Origin of the sequence: Leptospira sanjuanensis (assembly GCF_022267325.1) — a bacterium.
In the GTDB taxonomy this organism is placed as follows: Bacteria; Spirochaetota; Leptospiria; order Leptospirales; family Leptospiraceae; genus Leptospira; species Leptospira sanjuanensis.
This window is the reverse complement of the sequence record NZ_JAIZBG010000001.1, coordinates 823,321-847,311: the sequence shown is the minus strand read 5'-3', so window position 1 is coordinate 847,311 and position 23,991 is coordinate 823,321. Positions and strand designations below refer to the sequence as shown.

The 23,991-nt window shown below is 46.6% G+C and carries 18 protein-coding genes; 10 read left to right on the top strand and 8 right to left on the bottom strand.

Annotated elements, in window-relative coordinates; translation table 11 throughout:
• The first annotated feature begins 14 nt into the window (after positions 1–14).
• The 7 genes from LFX25_RS03920 (at position 15) to LFX25_RS03890 (ending at position 13,128) form a co-directional block, all read left to right on the top strand.
• The gene (locus LFX25_RS03920) at positions 15–5,225 is read left to right on the top strand and encodes a trifunctional serine/threonine-protein kinase/ATP-binding protein/SpoIIE family protein phosphatase (protein WP_238729026.1); all 5,211 of its coding nucleotides are present in this window, start codon (positions 15–17) and stop codon (positions 5,223–5,225) included.
• 131 nt (positions 5,226–5,356) lie between these two features.
• Positions 5,357–5,446, top strand: coding sequence for a potassium-transporting ATPase subunit F (locus LFX25_RS03915; protein WP_238729025.1), 90 nt, complete (start codon positions 5,357–5,359; stop codon positions 5,444–5,446).
• Positions 5,447–5,455: 9 nt separating this feature from the next.
• On the top strand, positions 5,456–7,129 hold the full coding sequence (kdpA, locus tag LFX25_RS03910; protein ID WP_238729023.1) for a potassium-transporting ATPase subunit KdpA: 1,674 nt from the start codon (positions 5,456–5,458) through the stop codon (positions 7,127–7,129).
• A 10-nt stretch (positions 7,130–7,139) separates the two neighbouring features.
• A complete protein-coding gene (gene kdpB, locus LFX25_RS03905; RefSeq protein ID WP_238729021.1) occupies positions 7,140–9,221 on the top strand; it encodes a potassium-transporting ATPase subunit KdpB in 2,082 nt (693 codons plus the stop codon).
• A gap of 10 nt (positions 9,222–9,231) precedes the next feature.
• Entirely contained in the window at positions 9,232–9,816 is a 585-nt protein-coding gene (kdpC, locus tag LFX25_RS03900) for a potassium-transporting ATPase subunit KdpC (protein ID WP_238729020.1), read from the top strand.
• Positions 9,813–12,440 (top strand): sensor histidine kinase, encoded by a 2,628-nt coding sequence (locus tag LFX25_RS03895; protein ID WP_238729018.1) that lies wholly within the window; start codon positions 9,813–9,815, stop codon positions 12,438–12,440. The genes kdpC and LFX25_RS03895 overlap by 4 nt, the downstream gene beginning before the upstream one ends.
• A 4-nt stretch (positions 12,441–12,444) precedes the next feature.
• Positions 12,445–13,128 carry a response regulator gene (locus LFX25_RS03890; protein ID WP_238729015.1) on the top strand — a complete coding sequence of 228 codons (684 nt, stop codon included), beginning with the start codon at positions 12,445–12,447 and terminating at the stop codon, positions 13,126–13,128.
• Positions 13,129–13,186: 58 nt separating this feature from the next.
• On the opposite strand, the gene LFX25_RS03885 is transcribed toward LFX25_RS03890, so the two are convergent.
• Positions 13,187–13,942 carry a hypothetical protein gene (locus LFX25_RS03885; RefSeq protein ID WP_238729013.1) on the bottom strand — a complete coding sequence of 252 codons (756 nt, stop codon included), beginning with the start codon at positions 13,940–13,942 and terminating at the stop codon, positions 13,187–13,189.
• 144 nt (positions 13,943–14,086) lie between these two features.
• Between LFX25_RS03885 and LFX25_RS03880 the strand changes: the two genes are divergently transcribed.
• A complete protein-coding gene (locus LFX25_RS03880) occupies positions 14,087–14,992 on the top strand; it encodes an EAL domain-containing protein (protein WP_238729012.1) in 906 nt (301 codons plus the stop codon).
• Between the two features lie 7 nt (positions 14,993–14,999).
• On the opposite strand, the gene LFX25_RS03875 is transcribed toward LFX25_RS03880, so the two are convergent.
• The gene (locus tag LFX25_RS03875; protein ID WP_238729011.1) at positions 15,000–16,001 is read right to left on the bottom strand and encodes a class I SAM-dependent methyltransferase; all 1,002 of its coding nucleotides are present in this window, start codon (positions 15,999–16,001) and stop codon (positions 15,000–15,002) included.
• Between the two features lie 139 nt (positions 16,002–16,140).
• Between LFX25_RS03875 and LFX25_RS03870 the strand changes: the two genes are divergently transcribed.
• Together LFX25_RS03870 and LFX25_RS03865 are read left to right on the top strand one after the other, a co-directional pair.
• Positions 16,141–17,028 (top strand): alpha/beta fold hydrolase, encoded by an 888-nt coding sequence (locus LFX25_RS03870; protein ID WP_238729009.1) that lies wholly within the window; start codon positions 16,141–16,143, stop codon positions 17,026–17,028.
• Positions 17,029–17,048: 20 nt separating this feature from the next.
• Positions 17,049–18,254 carry a DUF445 domain-containing protein gene (locus tag LFX25_RS03865; protein WP_238729008.1) on the top strand — a complete coding sequence of 402 codons (1,206 nt, stop codon included), beginning with the start codon at positions 17,049–17,051 and terminating at the stop codon, positions 18,252–18,254.
• Positions 18,255–18,282: 28 nt separating this feature from the next.
• Here LFX25_RS03865 and LFX25_RS03860 read toward each other — a convergent pair whose 3' ends face one another.
• The 6 genes from LFX25_RS03860 to LFX25_RS03835 form a co-directional block, all read right to left on the bottom strand.
• A complete protein-coding gene (locus LFX25_RS03860) occupies positions 18,283–18,792 on the bottom strand; it encodes a C40 family peptidase (protein ID WP_238729006.1) in 510 nt (169 codons plus the stop codon).
• Positions 18,793–18,808: 16 nt separating this feature from the next.
• On the bottom strand, positions 18,809–19,840 hold the full coding sequence (locus tag LFX25_RS03855) for a hypothetical protein (protein ID WP_238729004.1): 1,032 nt from the start codon (positions 19,838–19,840) through the stop codon (positions 18,809–18,811).
• 155 nt (positions 19,841–19,995) lie between these two features.
• Positions 19,996–20,952, bottom strand: a complete 957-nt coding sequence (locus tag LFX25_RS03850) for an alpha/beta fold hydrolase (RefSeq protein WP_238729003.1) — start codon at positions 20,950–20,952, stop codon at positions 19,996–19,998.
• Between the two features lie 92 nt (positions 20,953–21,044).
• Positions 21,045–21,869, bottom strand: a complete 825-nt coding sequence (locus tag LFX25_RS03845; protein WP_238729002.1) for an SDR family NAD(P)-dependent oxidoreductase — start codon at positions 21,867–21,869, stop codon at positions 21,045–21,047.
• Positions 21,866–22,717 (bottom strand): metal-dependent hydrolase, encoded by an 852-nt coding sequence (locus tag LFX25_RS03840; protein ID WP_238729001.1) that lies wholly within the window; start codon positions 22,715–22,717, stop codon positions 21,866–21,868. The genes LFX25_RS03845 and LFX25_RS03840 overlap by 4 nt, the downstream gene beginning before the upstream one ends.
• A gap of 122 nt (positions 22,718–22,839) precedes the next feature.
• Positions 22,840–23,937 carry a M24 family metallopeptidase gene (locus LFX25_RS03835; RefSeq protein WP_238729000.1) on the bottom strand — a complete coding sequence of 366 codons (1,098 nt, stop codon included), beginning with the start codon at positions 23,935–23,937 and terminating at the stop codon, positions 22,840–22,842.
• Positions 23,938–23,991 lie beyond the last annotated feature (54 nt).

Below are 23,991 nucleotides of genomic sequence, written 5' to 3'. Positions count from 1 at the left end.
ACAGTTCTTCCTAGATGGAACTTCCCGGCTTTGAAACCTTCGAATCCTTCTCCATAGATCATCAGTTTCTGATATACAGATCTCTGGATCAAAGATCGGGGAAGCACGTTCTTCTCAAAATCCTGCGTCAAAAAAATCCCACGCGCAAAGAGATTCAGAAGATCCACCACGACTTTAGAATTTCAAGTTTTGCGAAAGGACCGCGCATTCAAAATTCCCTCGAACTGATCCGTCACGAAGACGTTCCCATACTCGTCATTGAAGACTGCGGGTCCGTTCCTCTCTCCAGAATGTTTCCAAATGGTGTTAATTCTGTTGAGAAATTCTTTGAGATTGCCATGAGTATTTCTCTCGCACTGAAAGAGATTCACGAAAAGAGAATTCTTCATCAAGCGCTACGGCCCGGAAATATATGGATTCAACCCGAAACCGGAGTCGCGAGAATCACGGACTTTTCATCGGCTACGTTTTCGGGAAAGGACACTTCTCCTTCGATCACGCCCGACTTGTCCGCGGAAATTCTTTCCTATATTCCGCCCGAATTGACCGGAAGACTTTCGCGAGTGCTCGATCTGCGCACCGACTTTTATTCCTTGGGAATCATCTTTTATCAGATGATCACGGGAACCTTGCCTTTTTCCTCCAAGGATCGAAACGAAATTCTACACGCGCATCTCGCGAGAAGACCCGCACCCGTTCACACGATTCGGGAAGAATTGCCGCAGTCAGTTTCGTCCGTCATCGCGAAACTTCTCGAAAAAGATCCCGAACAACGTTATGCGTCCATTAACGGGTTGATCTACGATTTGGAACTTTGTCAACGGGAGCTTCGAAACGCGCGCAACGATTCGACGTTCGTTCCCGGTTCGAGGGACGTTCCTGAATTGACGTTCGATTCCTCTTCATTGTACGGACGCGATCGGGAAAAGGCGGTTTTGGAATCGTCATTGGATAGGGTTTTCCGCGGTGAAACCGGACTCGTTTTTATCACGGGAGAATCGGGTTCCGGAAAATCGGCGCTCGCCCGTTCTTTTTTGAAAAGTATTTCCGAACGGGGCGGAATCGTCGTTCAGGGCAAATTCGACCAATACGAAACCTCGGTCGCTTTCGGCGGTTTGATCCATTCCTTGCGGGATTTGGTTTCGATCTTTCTTTCCAAACCGGAAAAGGAAATCCGCGAATTCAAACGGCTGATCCAGCAATACACGGGCGCGAACGGAAGAATTCTTCTGAATCAAATTCCCGAATTGGAATTCATCATCGGACCTCAGCCCGAACTCGCGGAACTTCCTCCGGATGAAAATCGAAACCGATTCTACTTTACGTTACGCAACTTCATCCGGGCGATCTCCGAACTCAGCCGCCCTCTCGTTCTTTATATGGACGATTTGCAGTGGGCTGATCCCGCGAGTCTAAAACTGATCGAAACGTTTTTGATCTATTCGAAAATTAAGAATTTCTTATGTATTCTTGCGTTTCGTCCCGAAGCGATCGAAGCTTCCAGTCCGTTCTCGAAGGTCTTGGAGTCGATCGAAAGCAACAAGATTTCCAAAAATCAGATTACGATCGATCCTTTGGACGGGGACAGCATCCATCGTCTCCTACAGGATTTAGCGCCCGGACCGGAGGAACAGATTCGGTCCGTCGCATCCACGCTTCATAAAAAGACCTTGGGAAATCCGTTCGCGATCGTCCAACTTCTGCGGGCAGCCGAAAAAACGAACTCCATCGCCTACGAATTCGAATCCAAACTCTGGAAATGGGATTTGGAAAAAGTTTCCCGTCTTCCGGTTGCGGATAACGTGATCGACCTTCTTTGCCAAAGAATCCGAGAACTCTCACCGGGCGTTCAGGAACTTCTCGGAGTCTGCTCCTGTCTCGGAGAAAGATTCACTTCGGGATTTATTAGTAAATTACGTTTTTTTGATACTTCCAAACTCAATCAAATCCTTTGGGAAGCGGTTCGAGAAGGTCTTTTGACGCCTTCGCACAATCAGGATCATTCCTTGTTTGAGGAAAACGTTTCGTCCGAACAAGCCTTCGGATTTTCGCACGACCGGGTGCAACAGGCGGCCTACAGTTTATTGGAGGATTGGAAACGGAAGGATTTCCATAAGAAGGTGGGGATCGCCCTTTTAACGCTGCACGGTCCGAACCCGAAAAACCGCACGCTCTTTCAGATCACCAATCACTTGAACCAAGCAGTGGATACGATCGAAGAAAACGATCTTAAAAAAAATCTTACGATTCTGAACTATAAGGCGGGGCTTCAAGCGAAGAGTTCCGGTTCGTATGAAAGTTCCCTGCAATACCTCAACTTCGCCTTGAATTCCTTGGACGGAGAAGCTCTCATCAAGGATTTGGAACTGTATTCGAACGTGATTTTGGAAACGGCCGAAACCGAATATCTTCTGAACAATTACGAACGAACGATGCAGCTCTTGGAATCCCTGGAAACCTTGCATCTTCCGGATCTACAATACATTCGGGCGGACGCGATCCAAGTCCGGCTTTATTCCAAAATGAACAAGGTGGAGAATGCGGTTCTCGCCGGTTTACGCGCGATGAAACGGTTCAAGATCAACATCCCCTCTTCTCCGCTAAAGGTGACGTTGACTTTGTTCAAGGAACTTTTCCTTTCTCTGATTTTGTCCAAAGGAAAATCGGATTCCGAATTGGTTCACACAAAGGAAAACTCGGAACCTGAATACCAGGCGTTGATGGATCTATTCGCGGATCTCGGCCCTTCCGCGTTTACGTACAATCAGAATTTATTCGCGCTCATCGTATTAAAGATGTTTAATACGTCTTTGACCAAGGGAGTTTCCAGAAGCAGCCCGATCGCTTACAGCGGCTACGGAATGATCGTCAACCAGGCGCTCAAGGATTTAAACCAGGCGATCCGTTATTCGAGGCTTTCCATGGAATTGAACGAAAAAATTCCGTTCGATCTCGTAAAGTGGAAGGTTCAATACGTGTATTCCGCGTATCTCTGTCACTGGAAGCGGCATATCACGCTCGACATAGGATTGTTAGACGACGTTCACAACGGAGCCCTCCAGAACGGGGATATCTTTTACGCGGGCTTCAGCATCCAGGCAAAGATGCAGAAAAAGATCTTCGCTTCTTCCCCGATCGAAGAACTTCTTGCCGACGTGGAAAACGCGGGAAGATATTTCACCGCGACTCGGGACGACTTCGCATTTACGATCGCGAAAAGTTCTCACCAATTGATCAAGGCGCTCGCGGGCAAAACCTCTTCTCCCGATTCGTTAAACGACTCCGAGTTTCAAAGCGAAGAGTTCGAAAAAAGAATCGCGGCAGATAAAAATTATACCGCGCTCTCGTATTACTATCACGATCTTACAAAACTCCATTACTTTGCGGGACGATTCGACAAGGCACTCGCCGCCGGACTGGAAGGCGAAAAACTCATTCAAAACGCGTTCGGATTGATTCCTTTCGCGGAGTTTTGGTTTTTTTACGGGTTAACGATTCTCGCCAATTTTCACGAATTCTCCTTCGGAGATCGGATCAAATATTCAAAAAAACTAAAATTAGCGAAGGCCCATTTCGAAAAATGGAGCAAGGATTGTCCCGAAAACTTCATGGGACTTCTCGAACTTTTACGCGCGGAAGAGGAAAGAATCAAAGGCAAAGTCGCGGAAACGATCGCGGGTTACGAAAAGGCGATCAAACTCTTTCAGGAATCCGGTTTCGTTTCCTTTCAGGCTCTTTCCTGCGAAATCGCGGCAAAGTTTCATTATAAAATCGGAAACTTCTCCCTCGGGAACCATTATATCCAACAAGCGATCGATTTCTACTCGAGATGGGGGGCGTCCGTAAAAACGGAGGAACTGGAAAATCGTTTCGCAAACCGTTTGAATCTTTCTCTTTCGCCCGAAGCGATGGGAAGAAAAGTCCAAAACAACGCACCCGATTTGGATCAAGAAATCATATTAAAAACCTATAATCTTCTCTCCGGAGAAATTTTACTCGATAACCTCCTCAAAAAACTCATTCAGATCGCGATGGAAACCGCGGGCGCGACGCGTGCTATTTATTTTCACTTACATAATAAAAACCTAATGGTCTTTCTCGCGGGTCAAAGCGGGGAAACGGGAATCGTGGTCGAAAATCTTCCCGAGCTGGACGAAACGCAATATCCGGTTTCCTATCTGAATTACGTATTTAGAACGGGAAAAATGATCTCTACGAGCGGATTCGATTCTTCCTCGATCAAGGATTTTACGGATCAGTACATCAAAGAAAAACGTCCGCAATCCGTGATCTGTATTCCTCTCGTTCACGCGGGAAGCCTCAAAGGAGTTCTTTATCTCGAAAACCAATTGGTCAAGGGAGTGTTCACGCCGAACAGGATTCAAACCCTAGAACTCATCGCGGGACAGGCGGCGATTTCGATCGAAAATGCGAATCTCTACGCAGAACTCGAAGAGAAAGTCATAGAAAGAACTTCCGAACTAAATAACACCATCAGCTTGATTCAAAAGGACCTTCTCTACGCGCAAAAAATTCAGGATCGGATTCTTCCGAAACCCGAAGTCACGTTAGGCGGAATCTATATCCTCACGAAATACATTCCGATGAACGAGGTCGGAGGCGACATCTACGACTATGCGGAAATTTCTCCCGGCAAGGTGAGAATCTTTCTGGCGGATGCGACCGGGCACGGAGTGCAGGCGGCGTTAGTCACCATGTTGATAAAATCGGAATACGAAAGTTTAAAGTATCTTGATCTTCCTCCGGGAGAAGTCGTTTCCGAACTCAACAAGGAGATCATCGCGAAATACAGCGCGATCAAATCTTTTTTCAGTTGCCTCATCGCGGACGTCGACACGGGGGAAGGAACCCTTTCCTATTCGGCCGCGGGACATCCGGATCAATTTTTTCTTTCCGGTTCCACGATTACTCGTTTATCGAAAAGCGGACCGATCATCGGAATTTCGGACAAGGTCAAATATCATTCTCAATTTTTGGAAATCTCCCAAGGCGATAAGTTGTTTTTCTTTTCGGACGGAATCGTGGAGGAGTTCAACTCCTTCGAAGAGGAATTCGGCGAGGACCGACTGCTCGAATCGATCCTTAAGGAATCCACCAAACCCGTTCCGGAAATGGTAAAGTCCGTATTTTCGGACGTTCAATCCTTTCTTTCGGGACAACAAGCACAAGACGACATCACTTTTTTATCCGTCGAAGTTCTCTAACCGACTTAACAACTTCTTAACCGTCTTTTCCAAGGTTTAACCTCGAGCGATCTTGACTCGTTCGACGCTTCGTGATTTACTTTGAATACATCAACCGGAAACAAGCGCCGGTATTCGGGAATCACGTATCTATGAATTTTGAAACGACCATCGCCCTCGGTCTGAGCGGCATTTGTATCGCGTATCTGATCTACTCGATCTTCAAACCGGAAAAGTTTTAAGGAGAAGTTATGGCAACGGAATGGATTCAACTTTTCATCTTTCTATTTTCACTTGCGATCCTATCTCCTATGCTGGGGAGTTATCTGCATACGGTTTTTTCCGCTACCGAGACCCTCCGATTCGAGCGCGTATTGTATCGAATCTGCGGCTTTGATTTCAAAGCGGAAATGAATTGGAAAGAATATGCGACCTCTCTTCTTCTTTTCAACCTTTTCGGATTTATCGCGCTTTTTTCGATTCTGCTTTTTCAGAACGTCCTCCCTATGAATCCGCAAAATCTTGCGGGACTCGATCCTTTTCTTGCGTTCAATACGGCGGTCAGCTTTATGACCAACACGAACTGGCAGGCTTATAGCGGAGAATCGGCGCTCAGTTATTTTTCTCAATCCGTCGGACTTACGGTTCAAAACTTCGTAAGCGCGGCGACGGGATTCTGCGTATTGCTGGCCGTCTCTCGGGGATTTGCCACCAACGCAAATCCGGCGATCGGAAATTTTTGGAAGGATTTGATTCGAGGCACGTTATACGTTCTTCTCCCTTTATCGATGATCCTCGCGACGATCCTCGTCGGGACGGGCGTCGTTCAAACGTTTTCGGAATACGTAAACGCGACCACACTCGAAGGAAGCACGCAGGCGATTCCCTTAGGTCCAGCCGCGTCGCAGATCGCAATCAAACAACTCGGAACCAACGGCGGCGGTTTTTTCGGAGTCAACAGCGCACATCCGTTTGAAAATCCGACTCCGATTTCCAATTTTCTCCAAATGTTATCGATCCTGATTCTGCCCGGTGCCTGCGTTTTTTTATACGGGAGAATCGTCGGAAATCTCAAACACGCATGGGTGATTTTCGGAGCGATGTTTACGATTTTTTGCGCCGGCGTTCTCGCCGTATGGTTTTCGGAATCCTCATACAACCCTTTGTTCGGAAATTTCGGATTTTGGGAAGGGAAAGAAGTCCGTTTCGGAATTCTGAACAGCGCGATTTGGGAAACTGCGACCACGGTTGCGTCTAACGGATCCGTCAACTCGATGCACGATAGTTTTTCTCCCATCGGAGGTTTAGTGGCGATGTTGAATATGCAGCTCGGCGAAGTGATCTTCGGCGGAGTCGGAGCCGGAATGTACGGAATGGTTCTGTTTATTCTACTCACGGTTTTTTTAAGCGGGATCATGGTAGGCCGAAGCCCCGAGTATCTCGGCAAAAAAATCGAAAAGCGGGAAATCCAAATGGCGATTCTGGGAATCCTGTTGCCATCGACTGTGATTCTACTTTTTACCGCCGTAACGCTCAACGTGCCGAGCGCGTTATCCTCTTTGACGAATCGGGGACCCCACGGACTTTCCGAAATTCTATACGCCTTTTCATCCGGAGCGGGAAACAACGGGAGCGCCTTTGCCGGTTTGAATGCGAATACGCCGTATTACAATTCCATGATGGGAATCGCGATGTTGATCGGAAGATTCGGAGTCATACTTCCGATTCTCGTTATCGCGGGAACTCTCAGTCTTAAAAAAAGATCCGAAGCCGTTTCGGAAGGTTCGTTTTCGACCGAAGGCGGAACCTTCTACGCACTTCTTTTATCCGTAATCGTGATCGTGGGGGCTTTGACCTTCTTTCCGGCGCTGACGATCGGTCCGATACTTGAGCATTTTATAATGTTTCAAGGCGCTTCGTTTTAAGGAGAATCGAATGAGTCGCAAATCAAAGGTATTTTTCGAGTCCGGAGTCATAAAGGAGGCGTACGTAAATTCCTTTAAAAAATTGAGTCTTCGTTCCCAAATGAAGAATCCGGTGATGTTTATCGTTTTTTTGGGGGCGTTGTTCACTGCCTGGATCTTCTTTAAGGATCTGTTCGCAGGAAACTATTCTTCCTTTAATCTACAGATCGGGCTTTGGCTTTGGTTCACCGTTTTGTTCGCAAATTTCGCGGAAGCGATCGCGGAAGGAAGGGGAAAAGCAAGAACGGATAGCCTTAAAAAAACACGATCCAATATCGTCGCCAAAAAGATGGTAGGCGGAAACCTGCAAACGGTGCCCGGACCTACATTAAAAATCGGTGATATAGTCGTCTGCGAAGCGGGCGATTTGATTCCCGGCGACGGGGAAATCATAGAAGGGATCGCAAGCGTGGACGAATCCGCGATCACGGGAGAATCGGCCCCCGTCGTTCGCGAAAGCGGCGGAGATCGTAGCGCGGTTACCGGCGGAACCCGAGTGTTAAGCGACAGGATCGTGATGCGCGTAACTGCGGAACAGGGAAACACGTTTCTCGATAAGATGATCGCGCTCGTCGAAGGCGCCAAACGTCAAAAGACTCCGAATGAAATCGCTTTGACGATGCTCCTTTCCGGGTTGTCTTTTATTTTTCTCATCGCCGTGATGAGCCTTCCTTTTTTCGCCGAATTCGTGGCAAAGGAAGGAGGAGAAAAAGCGGATCTGTCGATTCCCGTTTTGATTTCCCTTCTTGTTTGTTTGATTCCTACCACCATCGCGGGTCTTCTTTCGGCGATCGGAATATCCGGCATGGAACGTCTCATTCGGTTTAACGTGATTTCCAAAAGCGGAAAAGCGATCGAGGCCGCGGGCGACATCGACATTCTTCTTTTGGATAAAACCGGAACGATCACGCTGGGCAACAGGGAGGCGCGGGCATTCTTCCCTGCAAAGGGAGTGGAAGAAAAATATCTCGCGGATGTGGCGCAACTATCCTCTCTCGCAGACGAAACTCCCGAAGGAAGATCCGTTGTCGTATTAGCAAAAGAGAAGTTTGGCTTTCGGGAAAGAAATCTCGGCGAGATGGAGGGAGAATTTATTCCGTTCAGCGCTTCCACAAAGATGAGCGGAGTCGATTTCAAAAAAGAAGGAGTCGTCGTGCGCAGAATCCGAAAAGGCGCGGGAGATGCGATCCGTGTCTATCTTTACAACTTTAGTCAAAAAATTTCGGAAGAGATGGAGAACGTGATTCGAATGATCGCACAACGAGGAAGCACGCCGATCCTTGTCGCGGAAAACGATAAACTTCTCGGAGTGATCGAGCTCAAGGACATCGTCAAAGGCGGTCTCAAGGAAAGATTCGCGAGCTTAAGAAAGATGGGAATCAGAACCGTGATGATCACGGGAGACAATCAACTCACTGCGGCGGCGATCGCGGCGGAAGCGGGAGTGGACGATTTTCTCGCGGAAGCGACACCCGAAACCAAACTCAAAAAAATTCGAGAACAACAAAGCAAGGGTTTTCTTGTCGCAATGATCGGCGACGGAACCAACGACGCTCCCGCTCTCGCACAATCCGACGTGGGAGTTGCGATGAATACGGGAACACAGACCGCGAGAGAAGCCGGAAACATGATCGATCTCGACAGCAATCCCAGCAAACTCATTGAGATCGTGGAAATCGGAAAACAACTTTTGATGACGAGAGGAGCGTTGACTACGTTCAGCATCGCCAACGACGTCGCAAAATACTTCGCGATCCTACCCGCTTTGTTCGGAAGTTTTTACGCGATTCAGGGAGAAGCCGGTCCCTTGTCCGCTTTAAACTTAATGCAACTCGGTTCGCAGAAGAGCGCCGTTTTAAGTGCGGTGATCTTCAACGCGCTTGTGATTCCCGCGTTAATTCCTCTCGCACTCAAAGGAGTCGCCTATCGTCCATTAGGCGCCGATACGATTTTAAAACGCAATCTTTTGATCTACGGTCTCGGCGGAATCGTAACTCCGTTTTTAGGAATCAAAGGGATCGATTTGATTTTAACGTTCCTGGGACTCGGTTAAGGAGAAACACATGTTACAGACGTCTCTCATCGCACTCAGAACTCTTCTGGTATTGACCTTTATCACCGGAGTATTTTATCCGATCGTCGTGACGGGTTTCGGCGAAAAACTATTTCCGTTTAACGCAAACGGAAGTCTCTTATATCGGGACGACAAACTCGTCGGTTCCGAACTGATCGGTCAAAAGTTTACGAAACAGGAATACTATTGGTCCCGTCCCTCCGCCGTAGATTACGAGACCGTTTCTTCGGGCGCCTCGAACCTAAGCGCGACGAGCGCGTCGCTCAAAAAAAGCGTCGAAGAACGCAGAGCATCGCTTCTTAAGGAGCACCCGGATCAAAAAGTAGTTCCGCCCGATCTGCTATTCTCATCCGGCTCCGGTCTGGATCCGCATATCAGTCCGAAAGCCGCGCGCTTTCAAACAAATCGCGTCGCCAACGCAAGAAAACTAAATGCGCAACAGCTCTCCCGATTGAACGAAATCCTTGCTTCTTCCATTGAGAAACCTTCCTTAAGTTACATCGGAGAAGAACGGATCAACGTGCTTCGATTGAACTTGAAATTGGATCAAGAGTTTGGAAGAATCAAAGAATGAGCGATTGGTCGGAAACGCCTCGACTGGACCCGGACGAAATTCTTCGTAAAATCCACGCGGAAGAACGAAAGTCCATTTCCGGAAAACTAAAGGTATTTTTCGGGATGGTCGCAGGCGTGGGAAAAACCTACGCTATGTTAAATGCCGCTCGTTCTTTGAAAAAAGAAGGAGTGGACGTCGTGGTCGGATATATCGAAACGCACGGACGTAAAGAAACGGAAGAACTTCTGGAAGGATTGGAAATTCTTCCGCGAAAAAAAATCGAACACAGAGGAATCGTTTTCGAAGAGATGGATATCGACTCCATTCTCAAACGAAAACCCGAAGTGGTTTTGGTAGACGAATTCGCACATACGAATATTCCCGGAAGCAGGCACGTCAAACGATATCAGGACGTCATCGAAATCCTGAATCATAGCATCAACGTATTCACGACTTTGAATGTTCAGCATTTGGAAAGTCAGGTGGAAGCGGTCGAAAAAACAACTACGGTAAAAATCAGGGAAACGATTCCGGATTCCGTTTTAGAGATCGCCGATGAAATCGTATTGATCGATCTTTCGCCGGACGATCTGAGAAAACGTCTTCAAGAGGGAAAGGTTTACGTTCCCGAAAAAGCGAACGTGGCGGGAGATCATTTTTTTAAAAAGGAGAACCTCTCCTTTCTCCGCGAGACGGCTCTCAATTATACGGCGAGACACGTTAACACTTCCCCCGAATCCACGCGGTTTCGGGAAAGAATTCTCGTCGCGATCAGCGCAAGTCCGAATTCCTATTCGATCTTACGTTATGCGAAACGTCTCGCATACGAAAGAAACGGTGAATTGTTCGCGCTCTACAATCAAACGAGGGAAAATCTTTCCAAAGAAAGTTTAAACCAGCTCGAAAAGAATCTGAGTTTTGCAAGGGAACTCGGTTCCGAAATTCTTCATTCCGCTGACGAGGACCCCGTGGACGCAATCCTAAGAATCGCGGAACAAAAAAACATCACGCGCGTAGTTTTGGGAAAACCTCCGATGTCTTGGTGGAAGAAATGGAATTCTCCAGCGTCGAAACTGGCGCGAACCACGGCGAACTTCGAGTTGTGTCTTGTTCCTTACGACCACACTTCCTTTTCGGGAGAAGAATCCTTATTCAATCGTTTTCTCAGAACGTCTTCCGGCGGAAAACAATACGTAGCTTCTTTGGCGCTCATCTTTCTGGCCACTTGTCTCAGTCTTTTTTTGGAACCGATTACCGGTTATTGGACCATTTCTTTTTTATATCTCTTTTTCGTTTCGGGTATAGGAGCTTTCTTTTCCAAGGGCCCCACGATTCTCGCGGGTTTGTTATCGGGACTCTTTTGGGATTATCTTTTTATTCCGCCTAAATACACTTTCTTTATAGAAAAACTCGAAGACGTGTTGATGTTCGGTTCTTTCCTTTTTATTTCGATCATCATCGGCAACGTCACTTCGCGTTTGAGACAAAAGGAGAAGGTGCTCGTAAACCGAGAACTTCGCTTAACAACTTTGTATGAACTTTCCAAAGATCTAGGACACGCAAGAGACATACGGCAGATTTCCGAAATCGGAGCGGAATATCTGAAACGGGTTTTTCAAACTCAAGTGACGATCTTTTTGGAAAATCAGGGAAACGTCGATTCCAACTCTTCACGCGCTGGAAATTTTTTTCCGGATGCGAAAGAAACGGCGGTCGCAAACTGGGTTTATAAGAACAGGATTTCGGCCGGAAAATTCACGGACACGCTTTCCCTTTCCATAGGGACGTATTTTCCTATGATAGCGCCGGGTAAAGTAATCGGTGTGTTGGGAATCATTCTTCCTTCAAAACTCAATCTGGACCAGGAAAATCTTTTGCTTACGATGGGAAATCAGATCGCGCTCGCCTTGGAACGGGAATTGTTATCCGAAGAAACGCGGACCCGCTATCTCGCCAATCAATCCGAACGATTGTACACGATCATCTTCAATTCCCTTTCTCACGAATTGAAAACGCCCTTATCGACGATTCGGGGCGCGGTGACGGCGTTATTGGAACCGGAAATCGATTCCTCTTCGGAAGCGCGCAAAGAATTGTTAAACGAAATCAACGAAAGCAGCATGATTCTGAATCTACTGCTCGGAAATCTTTTGGACATGAGCCGATACGAATCGGGCTTTTTAAAATTGAGAATGGATTGGCACGATCCGACGGATCTCGTTCACGTAGTGGTTCGTAGACTCAGACAAACCGTAAAGAACAGTCGTTGTGTGATTCATCTTCCGGAAAATCCGATTCCGATCTGGATGGACTTTACTCTTATGGAGCAGGCTCTCTTCAATATCGTGTTCAACGCGGTTCAAATTTCTCCGCCCGGTTCTCCTGTTTCCATTCGTCTCATTTCCGAAAAGGAAAAAACGATCTATCTGGTGGAAGACGAAGGGCCGGGGATTCCCGAGGAAGAACTTGAAAAAATATTCGAGAAATTTTATAGAAGTAAGAATCAATCGCACGTGGGAAGCGGCCTCGGACTTTCCATCAGCAAGTCCATCGTCGAAACGCACGGAGGAACGTTGATCGCTGAAAATCGGACCGAGGGAGGTGCCAGATTTTGTATCGAGATTCCCGTAAAACCCGCCTAATCTCATGAATCCGAAAATTCTAGTTGCGGACGACGACGATCGAATCCGTAAAATGATCCGGATCAGTCTGAACGCTTCGCATTATGATGTCGTCGAATCCGCGACGATTCAAGAAACGATTCTCAAAGCGGCAAACGAAGCTCCTGACGTGATCCTTCTCGACCTTCAGTTCCCGGACGGAAACGGAATCACCGCACTCAAAGAGATCAGAACCTGGAGCGAAACGCCCGTGATCGTGTTGTCCGTTCTTTCGTCGGATTCGGAAAAGATTTCCCTGCTCGACGAGGGTGCGGACGACTATATTACAAAACCGTTTAGTATGGGAGAATTGCTCGCGAGGATTCGAGTCGCGCTCCGAAACAAAACGCAGGAACCGGGTTCTCCGATTTTTATTTCGGGAAATTTATACGTGGATCTTGCGAATCGAATCGTCCAAGTTTCGCAGAACACGATCCATCTTACTCCGATCGAATATTCGTTTTTATCGTTTTTGATCCAACACGCGGGAAAAGTTCTGACCCAAGAGCAGATCATCCGTCACGTTTGGGGACCGTTTGCTAAGAATGAATCGGGACCGCTTCGTGTTCACGTCGCGAGTTTACGGAAAAAAATCGAAGCCGATCCGTCCAATCCGGAACTTCTTCTGACGGAACCGGGCGTAGGTTATAGACTTTCGGTAAATCCTTGATCGAAACGTATCCATCCGGGTTCAACGGGGATACTTCATTCTTCGCTTAACAAAATGATTAAAGAGAAATCCCGGCGCTTAAAAACAGCTGAACTCCGATTCCCCGCGCACGATCGTGTTCCTGTTCCTTGCCGTCCTTCCAAATTCTTTCCAAAATCGCCGGATCCGGTTTCTGATTGTAAAAGGAAACATCTTCTCGCTGCACATGCGCGGAATTATTCGCAAACAGAAGAACGTTAAAACCTCCGTTTAAAAAAATTCCCGAAGAGACCACATAACGTATACCCGCGCCGGGGGCCGCATACGCCCTCTTATTGGAAATCGAATACGTCCAACTCTTACCGTCCGCACTTCCATCCGTATAAACCCAGAACTCGTTCTTGCGATCCCTTTGGAAATAAAATTCCTGACCGATTCCAAAACTCAGATAATACGGAATGGAAAACGGAAACCATTCGAACGCGATCGTATATTGGTTCAGCGTATATTCCTTATTTTGCAAGGAGAACGCGGCGGCCCCCGGTTGATAACCGGTGCGATCCAAATCGAAGTGATCGGCGCGAAATCTTTGGTGCGCTAAAAACGAAATGGAGAATCGTTCGCCGAGATTGTAACCGACTTGAAACCAAGAGAGTTCTTTGATGCCGAACCCTCCGATGTAAAAACGTTTTTCGTTTCTACGTTCTCTCTGCGATCCGGCGATCGCGGACAATTCGGAATCGTTCGGCTCCGCGTTCAAAGCCTCGGCATGCAAAAAAAGAATCTGGATACAAAGTAAGAACGCAAGATTGCAAAACGGATATTTGAATTTCATAAAGATCTGAGGAAGAATCTTTTTTCCCGAAGAAAGAGTAAATTGGAAAATGAGAGAATTGCATATTTATGATACTGAGTTTCAGTCTCATTTATGTTGACTTTTTCACGGGCTCCCCTATCCTGGGAAAAAAAGAGGTCCCGGATGAAAGAAATTTTGGATTTGTCACCTAACATTGATTTGGTTATTTCGCGATCGATTCCGGTTTTGGACGAACGGATCGCCCGAAATCTTTTTTCTTTGAATGCGAAACACGAAACCGCACGCGAGATCCTTGCGGAGATCGGCACGGAAGAATTCCTTCCCCTTTCTTCCGAAACGGATCGAAACGATCGCCTAACCTCGGGAATGTCGCTTATCAATGCGCTTGCTGCGATTTCGGAAACCGGAAACTTCCACACGGAATATCAGCCGATTCTTTCCTTGGATACGGGGAAGATTTTCGCATACGAGGCGTTGGCCCGTTTTTATATCGAAGGCGAGCGAATCTCTCCCGAATTCGCCTTTCAGGAACTTCACAACTGGCCCGATCTGTTTTTTGAATTTGAAAAGAATCTAAAACGGTTTCAGGTCGCAAACAAACCCCAAGGGAAGAAATTGTTTTTGAATATCGATCCGCACGTTTGCAAGGATCAAACACAGGCTTCTTATTGGACCGAATTTTTAAGCAACCAAAAGAACGTAGTCTGCGAAATCATCGAAAACACGGATTCGACCCGGATCGCGGATACGAGATTCTGCCTAAACGCATTTAAAGAAGCCGATATTCGGATCGCGCTCGACGACGTGGGAGGGAAACAGAATCTTTTCTGTTTTGATTTTTTAGAATATTCCAATTTTATCAAGTTCGACAAACACTGGCTCACGCTTTTTAAAACGAAGGAATCCTATAAGAACATCGCCTGGGGACTTTTGGATTTTGCGAGAGAATCGAACATTCAGTGCATTCTCGAAGGAATCGAAACGCAAGAGGATCTTTTGATCGCTGCGGAAATGAGATTTCCTTTGGTGCAGGGATTTTTATTTCAATCCAGAAACGTTTCGGTTTGAAGCCGGATTAAACCGACTTTTCCATTCTCCAGCAGTAGTGGATCTTTTCGTTTCTGAAATCGTCGGGAACGGTCTTCTTCGTTATGTCTTTGAGATTGTCCCAAAGGATCGAAGCCTCGGATAATTCGAATTTTCTAAAGTTCGTGGAAAAATACAAAACCGCTCCGGGTAAAGCGAAATCCTTATAAAGAATATTTAATATTTCCGCGTGATCCCGTTGTATGTCTAGGACATCGGTCATCTTTTTGCTGTTGGAGAAAGTGGGGGGATCGACCACGATCAGATCGTATCGTTCCCGATCGGGTTCCTTTCTTTCACTGCGGAGCCATTCCATCACGTCCGCCCGAAGAAGTTTGTGTTTGGTCAAGGAAAACCCGTTCAACTTCAAATTTTCCTCCGCCCAAGCGAGATAAGTGTTGGATAAATCCACGCTCAGACTTTTGACCGCTCCGCCTGACGCGGCGTAGACGGTAAACGCTCCCGTATAAGAAAAAAGATTTAGGAACTTTTTTCCTTTCGATTCTTGGCGCACAAGATCCCGAGTGATTCTGTGATCCAGGAAAAGTCCCGTGTCGAGGTAATCGGATAGGTTCACGAAAAAGCGAAGTCCGTTCTCTCCCACTTCGAGCAGTTCCGCTTGTTCGGAATATTTTTCATATTGTTCCTTACCCTTTTTCGGTTCTCTCTTTTTCCAATAAATGGATTCGTTTTCGAGACCGAGAGTTTCCGCGACTACCTTGCCGATCTCGACATTCTCCCTTTCTCTTTCCTCGTCCGAAATTTCGTAGCTGTTTTTATATGCGGAGATTTGGCAATACGGTCCGTAAAGATCTACGCTTACGGGAACCTGCGGTATGTCGCGATCGTAGATACGAAAACATTCTATGTTCCGTTTGCGCGCCCACTTTTTCCAATGTTTGGACATTCTCGAAAGCCGGTTTCGAAACATCACCATCGGAGTTCCGGAATTATTAAACGAATTGGATTCCTCGGTTCGTTTTTCTGACATGAAACCAAGTTACCGGGTCCTGGAGAAAAACCAATCAGAACAAAAATGAAATTCCGTAAAAGACTGGAAAAATTGCAGACGCCGACGATGATTGCAGGACGTTTTTCCGTTTTCCGGATCGCGCACTGGAGTCGAATTCTTGAAATATACTTATCTCGAAAATCAAAAAGTAAAAATTTTTCTCAGCTATTCGGAGACGGATTCGAAAGACGTTATTCTTTTCGTTCACGGCTATCCGGATACCCATAAGACCTGGGAACCTCAAATCGATTCGTTGAAAGACAAATATCGGTTAGGCGCGGTCGATCTGAGAGGTTTCGGACGATCCTCCAAACCTTTGGAACAATCGGAATACAACTATGCGGTCATTCTTCCCGATTTAGTGGAAGCGATCCGCTTTCTTTCCAAGGAAAAGAAAGTTCACTTAGTCGGCCACGATTGGGGCGCGGCTCTCGGATGGTTATTCATTAGTGATCCCGAATATTCAAAATATATTAGATCGTTTACTGCGATCTCCGGCCCCCACCCTTGGCTCGCCGGTAAACGGATGTTGGACGATATTTTCAGCTTTAACCTCTCCAATTGGAAAAAGGTTTTGGATCAGGGTTTTCGTTCCTGGTATATCTGGTTTTTCCAGATCCCGATTCTGCCCGAATTGATCTGGCAAAACTTCGGGGAGCTGATCTACAAACTGGTGATGGATTTAGGCGGAGTTCCCAAAAAGGATTCGCTCCGCAACATCAACCGCAACGATATCTACAGCGCGACGATGGCTCCCATAAATCTTTTCCGCGAATTGTTATTCGGCAAAACGGTGATTGCGGCTCCTTCCAACATCAAGGTTCCCGTGCAGCTCATCGTTCCTCAAAAGGATTTTGTGGTTCTTCCCGAAGTGTATGAAAACGCGTACGATTACGTGGACAAATTAGAAATTCATAAACTGGATTCCAATCACTGGGTCCATCGGGAACAACCGGAAATCGTAACGGAAATGATCCGGAAATTCGTCTCCAAATATTCCGCATAACAAAGAGAAGACGAATCTCCTTGAACTTTGAAATCATTTCTCTTCTTTTAATGCCGTTTACGTACGCTTTCGTGGGTTGGGTCACGAATTGGGTCGCGTTGAAGATGACGTTTTATCCTTTGAAATTTTTCGGAATTCCTCCTTATCTCGGCTGGCAGGGAATCATTCCGAGAAAAGCGGAAAAGATGGCGGGAAGAGCGGTGGACGTCGTCACTCGTTATCTCATCGACGTAGAAGAAATGTTCTGCAAGGTTGATCCCGCATTGATTCAGGAAAATCTTCGTCCCGAAATTCAAAAGACGATTTTGGAGACGATGAAAGAAGTCGCGGACGAATTCAATCCGCTTTTATGGAACCTGATCCCGGATCTAGTGAAGAATTCCATGATGAAGGAAATCGAAAGACAGGCGATGGAAACCATCCCTACCGTCTTTCAGGATCTCCGCAAAGATTCCAAACGGATCTTCGATATACGAGGATTAGTAATTCGTAATATGACCGGGGAAAACGTTCATCTCACCGTTGAAATGTTTCAAAGAGTGGGCGCGAAAGAATTCCGTTTCATCGAGGTTTCCGGTTTTTACTTCGGCTTCGTATTGGGTTTGATTCAAATGGGAATCTGGCTCGTTTATCCTGCGCTTTGGACTCTTCCGGTGCAGGGCATCATCGTGGGTTATCTTACCAATTGGCTTGCGCTTCTTTTGATCTTTAGGCCGCTCGAACCGATTCGTCTCGGTCCTTTCAGTTTTCAAGGCTTGTTTATCAAACGTCAAAGGGAAGTTTCGGAGGAATATTCCAAAATGCTCGCGACTAAAATCCTAAGTTCGGAAAAGATTCTCGAGGAACTGTTTTTCGGAAGGGCTTCGGAAGAAGTGTTCAACCTAGTGGTTCACGCGATCGAACGACAGATGGACACGATGGCCTCCGTGATCCGCCCCACTCTTTCCCTTTCCTTCACTTCGAACAAATACAACGATACGAAAGAACGGGTGATCCGAAAGATCATGAACAACCTCAAAAACTTTACGACCCATATCGAGGATTACGTAGAAAAGGCCATCGACTTGGAAAGTACCCTTTCTCAAAAGATGAAGGCTCTTCCGCCCGTTGATTTCGAAGACGTTTTACGGACCGTTTTCAAGGAAGACGAACTCCTTTTGATTCTTGTAGGAGCCGCGTTAGGCGCAATCGTCGGTCTGGGTCAGGCGTTTTTCATGGCGATTTAAACGTTTCAATCGTCCGAAAGAAGGAAGTTCAAAGCCTGCCGGAAGCCGTATAATATTTTTGATAATACGCTTCCTCTAAAGAATTGATCGTAACTCCTCGTTTAACCGAAGCATGGACGAACTTTTTGTCTTTGAGATAAACTCCCACGTGACTGATCTTATCCCCGTAAATCGTAAAAAAGATCAGATCGCCTTCCTTCAATTCTTCTTTGGAAATCGGATTCGTCTTCGGATACATCGTGTAACTCGGTCCGCTGAGACGGGATCCGTAGACTCTGGAAAGAATCTTGCTCGTAAAACCGGAACAATCGATTCCGTTTTCGTCCGTTCCGAAATCCTTATAAGGGGTTCCGAGCCAGCGATACACTTCTTGATACAACGCAAAATTATTTTCGGAACCGATCGCAATCCCGTGCGTGTGTTTGAAAAACGTTTTGAGTTCGGCTTCGCTTAATTCTTTCTTTTCTCCGTGCAATACGGCGTAAAACACCAAACCGAGACAGAGAGAAAAGAAGGGAATCAAACGGAAAGAAAACATTCTTTCTTTAGACGATTTAAAAATTCACTCCGCCGTAGACGACCAACTCTAAAAATCCGAAATTCTGACTTGCTCTGTCTTTGGAACGTCCAGTGGTCAATATGTTCGGAAGATCGATATAACCGCCCTTGGCTCCGAACTCGAAGAACACGGATTTATAAAGATCCGTTCTTCCCGCGACGTAGCCGGAAACTCCGTACCCGGACGCGTGAAAATGGTTATTCTTCCCTTCGCCGAACAGACGGATATCGCTACGGCAAATGACCGGACCTCCGCCCACGGAAGAAACGAAACTGATCGCATGTTCTCCGTTAGACGAAACCCAAAGAGGCTGAATCATCCCCACATCCATATAAAGAAAGTTTAATCCGTCCGTATGTTCGAACTTTAAAAAATCGGGGGTGATGTTGATCGTTTCTCCGTTGTGATACCCTTCGAGCCTCTTATATGCGTCCGGAAACAGATATAGATAAACGGAAGAATCGGACGAAGTTCCGAGATGCGCCCTTTGAATCGCGAGCGGATCGATGTAACCGTAGATGTTGGACGCTTGTCCGCGACTCATCACGTATTTCATGTGATCCTGACCGAAGGCGATATAAAACTTATCCGTAAAATAATAGGTTAGACGAAAGTTGTATTGGGGAATTTCCCAAAGACTCGGATTCAAATAAACGGAAGGATTGAATTTTTCCGGTTTATCCTTCGCGACAACGTCCTTCAACGTGAAGTTATAGCCCGGACCGTGAAAGGAAATGTCGCTTTGCGTATACGAATCGCGGTTGTAACCCCACTGAAAACTCCAAGTCCCTTTGCGTTGATCGACTCTTCGTTTGGCTTCCGCCTGATTCGCCTCACTCTGAGGATCCACGGGAATCGGTTCCGCTTTCGGAACCGCATTTGTTTGCGCAAAAGGAACGACTTCCTGCATATCGACGTCTTTCGCCTTGGATTCCGCAAACATGGGAAGAGGAGAAATACAAAAGATAAGAATAGAAACTGCGTGTTTGAATGAAATCCGTAGATTTCGAATGGAATTCGGGTTCATGCGATCAGAATTGAAATATATTTCCAAGCTAGTATATCAAAATACTAAGATCGGGACGGGGCGGTTGGTGGCTATTTTTTTTTCGGGAACTTTTTCAAGCTCCATCGATTCGAATCCCTTCGAACCCGAATCGTTAGACGTTCTTGCGAACCGATTTAACCGGAGTGTAAGATTACGAAGTCTCGGATCTTATCGCTTACAAGAATCGGATGTTCCTTTTGAATCCAATGATTGGAATCCACGGAGAACAGCTCCAGAGAATCGCACACGTTCTTGAGAGAATCGTAACATTCCGGACTGATCGCCATATCACGCAGCGGAATCAACACGCGCGCGGGAACCGAGATACGTTTCGGAGTCGGATATTTTTTCCCCCGAATCAATTCCCGGTACAAATTCATCGGATAAACCGCGCTCTTTACGATCTCTTCCTCGGTAAAATTCCGCATCGGATCGTTCTTCGGAATTTCCGCGGCGGCCATAAGATAGTTCCAAATCTGCTTTGCCAAATGTCGCATTAAAAAACCGGGAAGCCAAGGGATTTGAAAGAATACGATATACCAGGATTTGACCGATTGTTTCAGAGACAACCAGACCTTTTTCGGATTGAAACTGAAGAAGTAACGAAACATTAGATTTCTCGCGAGAATCGGATGAGGACCGCCCATCGCCGTATACGAACGGATCGATTTAGAATATTCTAAATCTCCCACGAAAGCCCAAGCAAGAAGCGCTCCCCAATCGTGAGCGACGAGATGAACCGGCTTCCCGTTTCCTAAAAACCGGATGACCGCCTCGAAATCCTTAAAGATCTCCCGGGCATTGTACGCCTTTTGTTGGGAAGGTTTGCTCGAGTTTCCCGCTCCTCTCAAATCGAACGCACCCACGTTGAATTCTTCTCCGAGAGAATTCAACTGCAGATCCCAAGTGGAATGTTCGTCCGGATAACCGTGAACGAAAAGAATCGTCTCGCGATCCGGTCGCTCCTTTGCCGTTGCGTTGTATTTCAAAAAAAGATTAAAATTTCCGTTCGAAACGAATGTCGTTTTAAAACGGAGAGGAGTTTTCGTTTCCTTTGAAGTTTTCTTTTTTTCGGGATACAAAGCGATCATCGGTTTTACTTCCTGATTTTGTTAAGCGACTTTGAGCGCTGAAACAAGGTCAGCGCATTCCATTTTCCTAAAATGCTTTTCGAATCGGCAAATCAGAACCGGTCGCTCAAACTCGTAACCTTGTGTACGATGTTCGGGGTCATCCGGTTGAAAAAGCTGATCGTTTTGGATTTGATTCCCGGAAATACGTGGAGTTTTCTTTTTTCCATTCCTTTTACGATCGCCTTTACGACGTCCACCGGACTATCCACGATCGATTTCGGAACGTCTTGTTGTTTTCCGAATTGTTGCGACTTTAAGATTCCGGTGTCCGCAAAGAACGGATATACGTTCGTAACGGCGACTCCCTTCTTGCGGAGATCCGCGTCCATCGCCTCGCCCATCGCCCTGATTCCGAATTTGGAAATCGAATAGTAGATCAATTCACCCGGCGCGACTTGACCCGCAACGGAGGAAAGGTTTACGATCTGTCCTTGTTTTCTTTCGAGCATCGCGGGAACGAATAAACGGCTCAGATGAATCGGAGCGTATAAATTCACGTCGAGAATCAGATTCCAATTCTTATCGGGAACGTCCAAGAGCCCGCCCTTAAACGCAAGCCCCGCGTTGTTGATCAGAACGTCCACTCCTCTCTGAGACAACTTTAGAGTATTCTGATATACGTCCTTACAACCTTCCTGCGTTTGAAGATCGCCGGAAAAACTTCCGAGAATCTTTCCCGCGCTTTTGGATTGAAATCCGTTCTTTCCGTTTTCAAGCCATCTACGATGCAGATAAAAATCCGCGTCCGTGCCGGGAGCTTTGAGATCGGTAAGAATCACGTTCGCTCCTTTTTCCAAAAGTTGTTTGGTCAATTCCCTTCCGAAACCTCCGTTGGCTCCGGTAATCAGTATCGTTTTATCTTTCAATCGGCTCATATCGCTTCTCTATAATGGTGTTCTGGTGTTGAAAAAATTTCTTTTGCTAAGTAGAGATTGTCCTCTTCATCGGGATGAAAGGAGAATCGGAAGTATTTCAACGCGGCCTTGATCGTCAAAGGCAGGACTCTTTCCTTCGTAAAGAGAAGTTGAAAGAGTTCCTTTTGGGTTTTGAATTTGAAAAGAATCCCGTCCTGCCAAAGAAATAACAGAACAGCAACGAAGGTAAAAGCGAAAAAGATCGAAGAGGCGATTCCCATTCCGATCACTCGGATCCAGTAACTTTGTGTAATCGCTTTCAAAACGTCGAATGCGGCTGATTTGTGTTCCAATTCTTCCGCGGCGTGCCACTCAAACAATCGTCTCATTTCCGGATGAGCGGGTTTCAAAAGTCCTCTGCGCAATCCTAGATCCGCGACGAGAGACGTGTAATGTTCGAGTCCCGCGACCGCCGCCAAATTCATTTTTTTGGAAAAAAGTTTTTCCAAAAGACCGAACGCAAACCAAACCACGAAGTTCATAAAACCTTCGAACTTGTATCCCTGGTTTTTCAGATTCTGCCAGAACTTTTTATGTTCGCCCGCGTGCTGCGCTTCTTGTCCCACGAACGCGATCGCGTTTCGTTTCACTCTACCTTCTTCGAGTTCGGGAACGTATTTTTGAATCGTTCGGATAAAATATTTTTCCCCTTCCGGAAACAGAATGGTCCACGCATTCAACACGTGCGTCAAGGAAGCGTTGTCTCCGCACCAGTGTTTCGGCACCGTATCGGAAAATTGAAATTTCGGTTTTCGAACCGGATAATCCGGTTTTTCAACGTAGTCTTCGTTCGTTTTCTTTTTCTTCATAACTTCTTCAATCCCGTTTCGCACATTCGATATTTTGAATTTTATTTTCCGTTCCGATCCTAAGATCCGCGACTATATCAAATCATTTGAATCTTATTTTCTTCCGACAAAGATCACGGAGCTTACGCCGCCCCCGCCCGAACCTTTTTGGATGAATTCGATGTTTTCGTTTTAGAAGACGAGGTTTTTGTTCGTGCGGCCGATTTCGCTTTTCCGTTTGTGCGTTTTGCCGTCTCGGAGATTTTCAACCGTTTTGCCGCTTTGGTAGATTCGCTCTTTTTGTTTCCTGCGAGCAACGTAACCTCGGACTTTGACTTAAAAGTCTCCTCTTCCCAAAAGCGAACGTGCGGAAGATCCTCGTCGAGCCAACACGCATCGCTGTCGCTCACGACCAAAATTTCTTCCCACTTCACTCCGAAACTTTCTTCCGCGTCGGCGCCGGAATAGATTTTTCCGATATGAGGTTCCACGGCCCAAAGTCCTGCGTCCACGCGAGACTTGGTGAATTCTCCCCAAAGCGGAGAAGCGTTTTCGGAAGGTGCAAGAAATCCTTTTACGATTTGAGGAACGAGATACAAAAACGTCTGCGGAGGAAATCCGAGAACTCTTCCCGCGGGAACGCTCCAACCGGGAACCTTTCCCACCTTATGACCGAGAACTCCGTTGGGATATACGGTATGACAGTTTTGATAACCGAGTTCGGAAATGAGTTCGTTGCAGGCGCGGTAGATTTCACCCATCGACTTTTCCGCGCGGACGGATTCTAAAATCAAGGAACGGAATTCTTTGAGATCGCGTCGTCCCTGTTCGACGGCGGGATTTTTTCCGAAAGAAAAAGAATAACCCACGTCGGCGGTCACACCTTTCACGTTAGGCGCAACATCTAGGATCACCGCCATTCCTTCTTTCAGTTTACGGTTGGAAGGTTGAAAGGAAAAACCCCAGTGAGGAAGAATTCCTTCTCCGCTTCCGATCCGTTGAAACGTGAGAGGTCTGCGAAAACCTCGAAAGCAGGTTCTATCTCCGAACCAAGCGAATCCGTAATGAAAGAAATTTTTCCCGCCCCGTTCTCGGATATAGGAATCGATGAGAGATGCCGCGGTCTTTTCGGTCATACCGACCACGAGTCTACCACGCACCCACTCGACTGCATCGTATGCAAGTTTTTGCACGTGTTTGAAATCTTCCAGATCCGATGAAGAATAATATTCCCGAGACATTCTCCCTTTCCCCCAACTTCTTGCGCTTTGTTGGAAGGAATTGTAACGCATGTT